This window comes from Streptomyces sp. NPDC017940 (genome assembly GCF_044328435.1).
Classification (GTDB): Bacteria; Actinomycetota; Actinomycetes; order Streptomycetales; family Streptomycetaceae; genus Streptomyces.
The window spans coordinates 18,822-27,657 of sequence record NZ_JBIRHJ010000007.1 but is presented as its reverse complement, the minus strand read 5'-3'; the positions used below and the strand labels follow the sequence as shown (position 1 = coordinate 27,657).

7 protein-coding genes and 1 pseudogene are annotated in these 8,836 nt (G+C 69.7%); all 8 read right to left on the bottom strand.

Annotated features, from left to right (window positions below; all coding sequences use genetic code 11):
- Positions 1–251: 251 nt before the first annotated feature.
- Entirely contained in the window at positions 252–1,418 is a 1,167-nt protein-coding gene (locus ACH4DX_RS23905; protein WP_398156616.1) for a spore photoproduct lyase family protein, read from the bottom strand.
- Positions 1,419–1,539: 121 nt separating this feature from the next.
- The gene (locus ACH4DX_RS23900) at positions 1,540–1,878 is read right to left on the bottom strand and encodes a DUF3140 domain-containing protein (RefSeq protein WP_398156615.1); all 339 of its coding nucleotides are present in this window, start codon (positions 1,876–1,878) and stop codon (positions 1,540–1,542) included.
- Positions 1,875–2,105 (bottom strand): DUF2945 domain-containing protein, encoded by a 231-nt coding sequence (locus tag ACH4DX_RS23895; RefSeq protein ID WP_398156979.1) that lies wholly within the window; start codon positions 2,103–2,105, stop codon positions 1,875–1,877. Before ACH4DX_RS23895 ends, ACH4DX_RS23900 begins: the two co-directional genes overlap by 4 nt.
- Positions 2,106–2,226: 121 nt before the next feature.
- A pseudogene (locus ACH4DX_RS23890) lies at positions 2,227–2,556 on the bottom strand (methylenetetrahydrofolate reductase); the annotation flags it as partial.
- A 196-nt stretch (positions 2,557–2,752) separates the two neighbouring features.
- Positions 2,753–3,457, bottom strand: coding sequence for a hypothetical protein (locus ACH4DX_RS23885; protein ID WP_398156614.1), 705 nt, complete (start codon positions 3,455–3,457; stop codon positions 2,753–2,755).
- A 118-nt stretch (positions 3,458–3,575) separates the two neighbouring features.
- Entirely contained in the window at positions 3,576–4,097 is a 522-nt protein-coding gene (locus ACH4DX_RS23880) for a hypothetical protein (protein WP_398156613.1), read from the bottom strand.
- A gap of 175 nt (positions 4,098–4,272) precedes the next feature.
- Positions 4,273–7,857 carry an SGNH/GDSL hydrolase family protein gene (locus ACH4DX_RS23875; protein ID WP_398156612.1) on the bottom strand — a complete coding sequence of 1,195 codons (3,585 nt, stop codon included), beginning with the start codon at positions 7,855–7,857 and terminating at the stop codon, positions 4,273–4,275.
- The gene (locus ACH4DX_RS23870) at positions 7,842–8,390 is read right to left on the bottom strand and encodes a hypothetical protein (RefSeq protein WP_398156611.1); all 549 of its coding nucleotides are present in this window, start codon (positions 8,388–8,390) and stop codon (positions 7,842–7,844) included. Before ACH4DX_RS23870 ends, ACH4DX_RS23875 begins: the two co-directional genes overlap by 16 nt.
- Between the last annotated feature and the right edge of the window lie 446 nt (positions 8,391–8,836).

The window sequence follows — 8,836 nt, the reverse complement described above, 5'->3', positions numbered from 1 at the left end:
ACGCCAGCGACCGTAACACCGGTCCACCGGTCGCAGAAGTGCCCTGACCAGTGCGCGAAAAGCAACGGATCACCGTTCTCAGCAGGCTCGTCCGGACCTGCGCCGCACCCGTCCCCAACGGTGGCGGCCAACGGATCCCGGCCACGCCGAGACCTTTCTCAACGCCCCCCGTAATGCGGCGAAACCGCAGGCCGGACGTCCTGCCGACATGACAGGAAACAAGCCGATCATTTCTCCGGCCGCGGGCGCCCTCAGAAGGCGTACCTGACCCGCAGCCACGGCGCGTGGGCGGTGAGCAGTTCCTTGATCCGCGTCAGGGACCGCTGCTTGACTTCCAGGGCATACCGCACATTCAGGGCGCCGTTCTGGGAGCGCTTGGTCTCCTGCGCGTCCGGCTGCCACAGCACGTCCTCGGCGCGGGGGTGCCAGCCCAGGTTGACCTCGTGGAGCGCCTGGTTGTGCGTGAGCATGATGATCTCGGCGGCGGCCTGCTCCTTGACGCGGGCGGGCAGCACGTCGTCGAGGTGGATGAGCAGGTCGGTCCAGTCCCGCTGCCACCCGGGGCGCAGCACGACGGGCGAGAGGTTGAAGTGGACCTCGTACCCGGCGTCGAGGAAGTCGGCGGCCGCGGCGATGCGCTCGGGGACCGGGCTCGTGCGGATGTCGAGGAGCCGGGCGTCGGCGGCGGGCATGACGGAGAAGCGCACCCGGGTGCGTCCCCGCGGGTCGAGCGCGAGCAGATCGGGGTTGACGAACTTGGTCGCGAAGGAGGCCTTGGCGGTCGGCAGGCCGCGGAACGCGGCGACGAGGTCGGCCGTGTTGTCGCAGACCAGGGCGTCGACGGAGCAGTCGCCGTTCTCACCGATGTCGTAGACCCACGCTTCGGGGTCGCACTGGTTGGGTGTGGTCTTGGGGCCCTGGGCCCGTACGTGGCGCCGGATGTGGGCGACGATCGCCTCGATGTTGGTGAACAGGGTGATGGGGTTGGCGTAGCCCTTGCGGCGGGGGACGTAGCAGTAGGCGCAGGCCATCGCGCACCCGTTGGAGGGGCCCGGCGCGATCCAGTCGGCGGACCTGCCGTTGGGGCGCGTTACGAGACCCTGCTTGACCCCGAGGACGAGCGTCTCGGTCTTGATGCGGACCCAGCGGGCGATGTTGCCGTCGTTGCCGTGCAGGGACGGGATGCGCCAGTGCCCGGCGACCTCGGTGACGCGCACGCCGGGCAGCCTGGCCATGATCTGCTGCCCGCGCGGGGAGTCGAGGGCCGCGGGCTCCGCGTACACCTCCCGCACGTCGAGCATCCGGCGCGCCCGCGGGCTGTCACGGAACGCCCCGTGCGGGACCGGCGCCGCCGGGGTGTCCGTGTCCGCCCACCCGAAGAGCGCCTGCTGCTCCGGCTCACCGGGGTCGGGCCCCACAGCTCCTGCCGCCGGCCCCGCCGACCCGTCCACGTGCCGTTCCTTTCCGCACCGCGGAACGTTCCCCCGCGGACCGTCCCACGGACCGTTTCCTCCCGGGCCCGCCGCGTACCGCCGGGCTTCACTTCGCCGGGTCGTGTCCCCAATTCATGAGGGAATACCGCCACCGGGTCTCGGTGATGTCACCGGAGGGCCGCTGCTTGACATGCCGATGCACATAACCGACGACCTTCCGCATGTGCGCGATGTCGTCGTCGGTGAGATCGGCCTTCTTCTTCTCCAGCAATTCGACGATGCGCCGCCCCGAGGCGTGCCCCACGCTCTCACCGCCGTCGGATTGTCCCACGCTTTTCGATTCGTCCGTGGCCAGCCACTTCTTGAGGCGAGCCGGTGTCATGTTGATGGCGTCACCGAATTCGTCGACGGTGTCCCGGCGCTCCTTGTCGCTCTCCCCGCTCACGAACCGCCGCCGCCCTTCTTGCGCAGGGCCTGCGGTTTGTGGACGGCATTGCGGCCGGACGCGTCGCTCTCCACCTCGTACTGCGGTTCGTCCTTCGAGGCGTCGACGGAACGGCCCGCCACCTCGGTGCGCTTTGTGATCTTCTTCTTCACTTTCCCGGGAACGGTCTGCCCATGACTGCGCCAGGTGACCTCGTCACCCTTGCTGAGCTTCTTGCCCTTGGCCACGATGTACACGCTCCCTCGGTGCGGCGACCTCTCGACGGCCGACCCTCCTCACTGTCCCCCTCCCGTCGGCCCGTCGCACATCGAACTGCCCCATGCCGGGAAACGTGCAGGTCAGAGCGTGTCACCGTACGGCGCGTGCCGACCCCACGACGTTGCGGTGGATCTCCAGGGCGGCGCGGGGCCGGTTGAGGGTGCAGTAGTGGAGGCCGGGGGCGCCCTCGGCCAGGAGGCGGTCGGCCATGGCGGTGGCGAACTCGACACCGATGCGGCGGCCCTCGGCGGGGTTGTCGCGGGCGGCCTCCAGGCGGTGGGCGAGGTCCTCGGGGAACGCCGCGTCGCTCAGTGCGGCGAAGCGGCTGATCTGGCGGACATCGGTGGCGGGCATGATCTCCGGGATGATCCGGGTCTCGCAGTCGGCCGCGGCGACGCGGTCGCGCAGCCGCAGGTAGTCCCTTGCCGGTGTCGCGGGCGCTGAGCTCGCCGCCCAGGGCCCTGGCGCGTTCCGTCATGCCCGTGATGCCGCTGCCCCGGGTGCTGCCGCCACCGGAGCCTCGACGTGCGGGTCGTCTCGCACGGCGACCGGCCCGTGCTGCCCCCGAAGATCTCCCTAGCGGCCTACCGCATCGTCCAGGAGTCCCTCACCAACATCACCCGGCACGCGCAGGCGTCGAGCGCCACCATCGAGGTCGGGTACGGCGCCGGTGAGCTGAGCGTGCGGGTCGAGGATGACGGTCAGGGATATTGTGCCCGAGTACGTCGTGCAACTCGCGGGCGATGCGCAGCCGTTCCTCGGTGGCGGACTGCCGGGCCCGCACGTCGCGCTCGCGTTCCGCGGCGAGTGCGCGCTGTTCGGCCTCGGCCTGGTACGCCTGCCGGGCGCGCATGGCGTGGCTGAAGGCGATGACGCTCAGGAACCAGCCGCTGAGGAGCGCGATGGACATGTTGTCGACGTTGCGCTTCTGCTCGGAGACGCTGAACTCGCCGTAGGCGATGACGAGCATGATGAGGACGGCGAGCGCGACGACGGCCGTCAACTGCCCGGACCTGGCGACGGCGTAGAGGGCGACCATGAACACCAGGGCGGGGGTGGGCCCGTTGATGCCGCTGGTCTGGTAGTAGACCAGGGTCACCGCGAGCGCGAGGACGGCGACCGACACCGGCCACCGCTCCCGGAACCCGAGCCCGAGCCATCCGACCCCGGCCGACGCGCACCCGGCGAGCGCGGCGACCGCGCCGCCCGCCGTGCTGCCGAACACCACGACGGCCAACTCGACGAGCAGAAAGGCACCGACCAACCCCATGGTGCGGTCGATCCGGAACGACAGGGGCGGCACGGCGGCTAAGGAGGGCATGCCCTCCAGGGTACGAGCCGCCGGTCAGCCGGTCAGGAGCCCCAGGGCTGATCCCCGGCTCCTCGGCTCCCAGGTCCCTCCGTTCCTCGGCACCTCCGCTCCCCAGTTCCTCGGCTCCTCAGTGCGTGGCGGCCGGGGACATGCAACCGGTCTCCGGATAGTGGCCGTTGGTGTCGGCCCACACCCGGTCCGCGCTGACGGCTCCGGTGACGCAGGCGGTCCGGCCGATCCAGATGCCGTAGGAGCTGCCAGGGACCTTGTCGGCCCCGGTGCCGACCAGCAGGTCCTCCACCGAGAAGTGGGCGGGCGCGGCGAGCTTCGCGAGTACGGGCCGTACCTCCGCGGGGCTGATCCTGCCGCTTCGGCGCAGTTCGTCGAGGGCCCGCTCGACCTCGGCGGCCTTGCGCCCGGCCCGCTTCCCGTCCTCAAGGCTCATCCTGCCGGGGTGACGGGTGCGGTTGTTGTCGGCGTGGTGCGGTGGCGCGTCGGACCGTGCGTCCCGGCCGGGTGCGGTGGTGTCGCGCGAACGGGAGGAGTCGTCGCCGTTGAGGTTGGAGAACACATCGTCCGCGCTCTTCCCGCAGCCTGCCAGAGCGAACACGGCGACGGCTACGACAGCTGTTCGTTTCCCCATAGGCATGATCCGATGCTCCTTGCCCGGTGCTGAGGGTTCATGAGTACCCGTACTCATCTTCTTCGACGGCGTCGGCGTCGGCGGCGGCGGCGGCATGGGCATCGTCGGCGGCGGCGTCGGGCGCGGGCAGGGGCCCCACTGGCTGCGGGGCCCCCGCCCGCGCGGCACGACAGGTCCTGTATTACAGGCCCATGCCGTTCATGGTGCGCTCCAGGGAGTCCGCGTAGAGGCGGGCGCCCCCGATCTTCGGGTGGAACGACTGGGCCGACAGGCCGAACTTCTCCAGGATCGGGTAGTCCGACATCGGGTTGTCGGAGTCCACCAGCGTCTTGACGATGCCGTGGACGGTCTCCGGGTCACCGCAGATCGCCTTGCCCGCGAAGTTGCTCGTCGGGTTGGAGAACCAGGCCTTGATGCCCAGCTTGCCGGCGTCGTCGGCCGCGCCCTGCATCTCCGCGGTGAGGGTGTTGGCGACGCTGTTCAGCCAGTCCGCGGAGCTGGCCGACAGGCCGATCTGGAACATGGGGATCGAGACGCTCAGGCACTCGCCGCGCTTCTCGATGAGCGGCGGGTAGCCCATGAGCGCGATCTTCGCGTTCGGGGCCTTCGCGTGGATCTCCTTCAGGGTCTTGACGATGTCCGGCCGGACGATCTCCTTGATGACGCCGACAGCGGCCTGCTCCAGGGGCTGGCCGATGAACTTGCGGTCACGGCCGCCGACGGAGCTGTCGACGTCGCCCTCCTCGAAGGTCTTGTTCTTGCAGTTGCCGTCGTTGACGGCCATCAGACACTTCTGGATGATCTTGGAGAAGCGAGCGTCGTTGCCCCCGATGGAGATGGTGACCAGGGAGGTGTTCTGATCCAGGTACCCCTGGTCGATCTGGGGTGCCTCACCGCCGTTGGACTGCCTCTCACCGGCGTGCATCACGTTGTACGTGCGGGCGCCCGAGCAGGCGATCAGGTGGTAGTCCATGGCCGAGCCGCGGCTGTCGGCCAGGACGCCGACGGACTTGGCACGGCCCGGGATGGTGGCCTGCCTCGACCATGCCTGGGTGGAGCGGTGGCAGGCGTTGCGGGTGTCCTTGTTCTGCTCGTCGAGGTAGTTGGTCTCCGGGTAGTAGTCCCGGTTGCCCTCGGAAGCGCCCTCGCCGGAGGAGTAGGAGTCGCCCATGGCGACCACGAAGTCCTTCGGCTTGCCCGACAGCGGCTGGAAGGCCACCGAGTCCCACGCGATGTCCTCGTCACCGCTGCCGTCCTCGGTGTCGGTGTCGAGGGTCACCGACGGGGTGCCGGTGAAGTTGAAGACACCCAGGTCGACCCACTTGTTCTTACGGATCCGCTGCGGATGCACGCGGACCGGGCTGGTGGAGTCGGTGCCACCGATCCTGTAGGTGGCCTGACGGGTGTGCGCGCCGTGGTCCGGCATGTGCGCGAACACACGCATCCAGCCCCGCTTGGAACTGCTGAGCGTCCACTTGCCGCTGACGTGGAGCCGCTTGCCGTCGGCGGTGGCGAGCCAGCGGGTGTGGCCCATCCAGAAGTGGTTGCCGTTGCCCGCGCCGATCTGATGCAGGTCGACCTTGGAGGGGTACTTCCCGCCCTCACCGGCGAAGGTGAACTTGAAGGAACCGTCGGAAGCGGTGGCACAGGTCCGTCCGGAGTTCCCGGCCGGGACCGTACCGTTGGGGAGGTTGTCGACGATCATGGAACCCGACGGCAGACCGATGTTGCAGTTCGGCGGGTAGGAGTTCTCGTCGGGCTGCTCGGGGTAGGTGTCGTCGAAGCGGTGGACGGGGTTGCCGCACCTGGCTTCCGTGGTGCAGTTCTTCCACTGCACCGGCTGGTTCCACCAGCACTTGAGGTAGAGCGGGTTGTCGTCGTGGGGGTCGCCGGGCAGCGCGCACGGCCCCTTGCCGTCGTCGTTGGAGGCGCCTTCACCGATCTTCGAGGGCACACAGTCGTTCTGGGGGCCGCAGAAGGTGTGCAGCGGCGGCTTCGCCGACGTGCGGGCGTCGTTGCTGTTCCACCAGGCCGCCCGGTAGCCGGCCTGCATGTCACCGGGCTTGAACATCGCGGCGATCGGGCGGGCGGCCCAGCCGATCACCTTCTCCTCGTACGGCCAGTCCTGCGGGTGTGCCGCGTGGCTGTAGTCGTCCTTGCCGTTGGCCGCTTCGAGGAAGGGTGTCCTGTTCTCCTTCCACAGCGGGTTGGCGGGGTTGTTCGTCCAGCCCACGCCCCACTTGCCGTTCTTGGGGGCGGACTTGGGGTAGTAACCGGCGTTGTACGCCCACAGGGCGTAGAACCAGTTCTCGATGTACTTCGGGTGGCCGTCGTTGATGACGAGGCCGTCCTTGCGGGTGTCGTTCCACTTCCCGATGAGGATGTTGACACCGGCCGCGATGTTCGCGGCGTAGTCCAGGGCCACGGCCTCCTGCTGGACCGTGGTCAGGGGCTTCTCGTCCTTCTTCTCCTTGCCGTGCACGCGCATGCCGTCGGTGACCTGCGTGACGCCGTAGCCGCAGTCGGCCTCGGCGAAGTTCACCGCCCACGGGTCGGTCTGCTGGCCGTCGGATGCGTACTCGACGCCGTAGAAGTTGCCGATCAGCGAGTTCGCCGTGACACCGGGCACCGCGAGCCGGGTGGCCTGCCACATGTTGGACTCCTGCGCGGTGATGCCGAGCATCACCTGCGCGGGCACGTGCCAGTCATCGCCGGAGCCGCCCGCGAGCGGGGTCAGCGGGAACAGCGACTGCGGGGCGTACGCCGCCATGCCGGTGTTCTTCCAGTTCGCCGGGCGCGTCGCGCTCTTGTTGAGCTTGCCGACGACGGTCTGGTCCACGGCCCACTCGACCTGGCGCGGAGTGGGCTGGAACGCCTGCTTCTTCGGGTCGTTGCGCGGCACCGAGCAGTACCGGTCGGCCTCGACCGTGTCGTTCCCGGGCGCTCGCTGCGGACCCGACTTCGCGCCCCTCTTCGAGCCGGGCTCCAAGCCCTTCTTAGCCCCCTGCTTCGGGGCTGTCCCGGCGCCCTGCGCGAGGAGGACCGGGCTGGTCTGCGTGCCCTGCCTCAGCTGCTTCTGCCCTCCGACGCGGTCCCCGGCCGGAGGCGCGTCCAGGACGGCCGTCTCACGGGTGTCGGCGACGGTCACCGTGGTACGGACCGTGCGGGCGTCCAGGGCCTCGTCCGGGCGGATCCGCGAGTCCTTGCCGTCCGCCCACCGCGACGACACGAACGCCTCGCCCTCGCTGGAGACACGGGCGTCCTTGTCCACACCGCCGACGTTGTGCAGTACGCCGGCCGCGCGCGAGGTGGTCTCGGCCTTGCCGGTGATGTGGACCTCGCCGTCGGGCGTGGCGGTGAGGTCGAAGTCGGTGAGCTTGCCGCGGGCGAGGCCGGTGGGCTTCGTCGTGGCGTCGTGCTTGCCGATCTGTCCCGCGCTGACGCGGGAGACCGTGGCCGTGGGCTCGGCGGCGCCCCGGCCCTTGCCGGACGCCGGATCGGGATCGATGAAGACGACACCGCCGTCGGCGTCGGCCTTCAGCTGGAACGGCCGTGACTTCGCCTCCGCGACCGCGCGGACCTTGCCGCCCTTCACCGTCACGAGCTGCTTGCCCGCGGCGGCGACGATGCCGTTGCGGGTGGGGACGGCGGACGTGACCTGGCCGACGAGCGTCTGCTTGGCGCCGACCTCGCCGGTCCCGGCGTCGACGGTCACCAGACGGGTCTGGGTCTTCTTCGTCCGGTCGTCCGTCAGCGCGGTGAACACGGCCTCGCGCCGTGGCCGCAGCCCGGGGAGAAGTAGCCGAGGGTGGCCTGGAACGGCAGCTTCGTGACCTGACCGCTCGCCAGGTTCAGTACGGCCGTGAACGCGCCGCGCGCCATCAGGTCCGGCTTGTTCGTGAACGTACGCGGGGCGTAGGCGACGGCCGCGTACTTGCCGGACTCCGTCACGCACGCGTTGCCGATCCACGTGTCGGTGTCGAAGCCGGGTTCGGACAGCGAGGCGGCCGTCCGCCACGCGTAGCCGTCCTTCGCGTCGGCGACCATGACGTGGAAACCGGTGCTGTCACCGGACGTGGTGAAGGTCCGGTCGGCCGACTTCTTGTAGTCCGCGCCGAGCACCTGGCTGCGCTGCTTGGCGGGAACGGCACTGGGCTGGACACCGGGCTTCGCCCCGGAGTCGCGGGCGGCGGGCTGTGACCAGCCCGACGTGGCGCCCGGCGGGGGCGCGGCCGCGTATGCCTGGGTGGTGGCGACGCCGGCGGACAGGGACAGTGCGAGCACTCCCGTGACCGGCATGCGCGCATACCTCAGTATGTCGCGTCTCAACTCATCTTCCTTTACGGGTGGTTCATGCCCCCGCAGGTGCGCGGGCATGGCGGCGCAACGGCCCGCCCGCCCCCGTGCGGAAACCCACCGCGGGAGAGAAGGAAGTGAGACAGGCCGGGGTGCGCTGATCTGCGTATGAAGGTCGGGTACGGGTATTCCGCACGCTCCGGACGCCTGGTGCGTCCTGCTCGCCAGCTGGTGCCGAAGACCTGCCGAAGACCCGGACACCGCTCGATCCGGCGTGGGTGGCCCGGCTCGGAGGTCGAACGCGCTGCGGACCCCCTCGGACTGCGGCCCGATTTGTGTTCGCTAACGGCGGGCGGACGTCTCTCACTTCCGGAGTCGGTGGATGCGGAGATCAACATGCAAGCCGCCGACCCCCGGCGCAAGGAGCACAGGGACGGCGCGATCGTGTG

Coding starts and splice junctions, on each gene's coding strand:
- ACH4DX_RS23870 (WP_398156611.1), bottom strand. CDS start 8,390: ATGCCGGTCACGGGAGTGCTCGCACTGTCCCTGTCCGCCGGCGTCGCC.
- ACH4DX_RS23880 (WP_398156613.1), bottom strand. CDS start 4,097: ATGCCTATGGGGAAACGAACAGCTGTCGTAGCCGTCGCCGTGTTCGCT.
- ACH4DX_RS23885 (WP_398156614.1), bottom strand. CDS start 3,457: ATGCCCTCCTTAGCCGCCGTGCCGCCCCTGTCGTTCCGGATCGACCGC.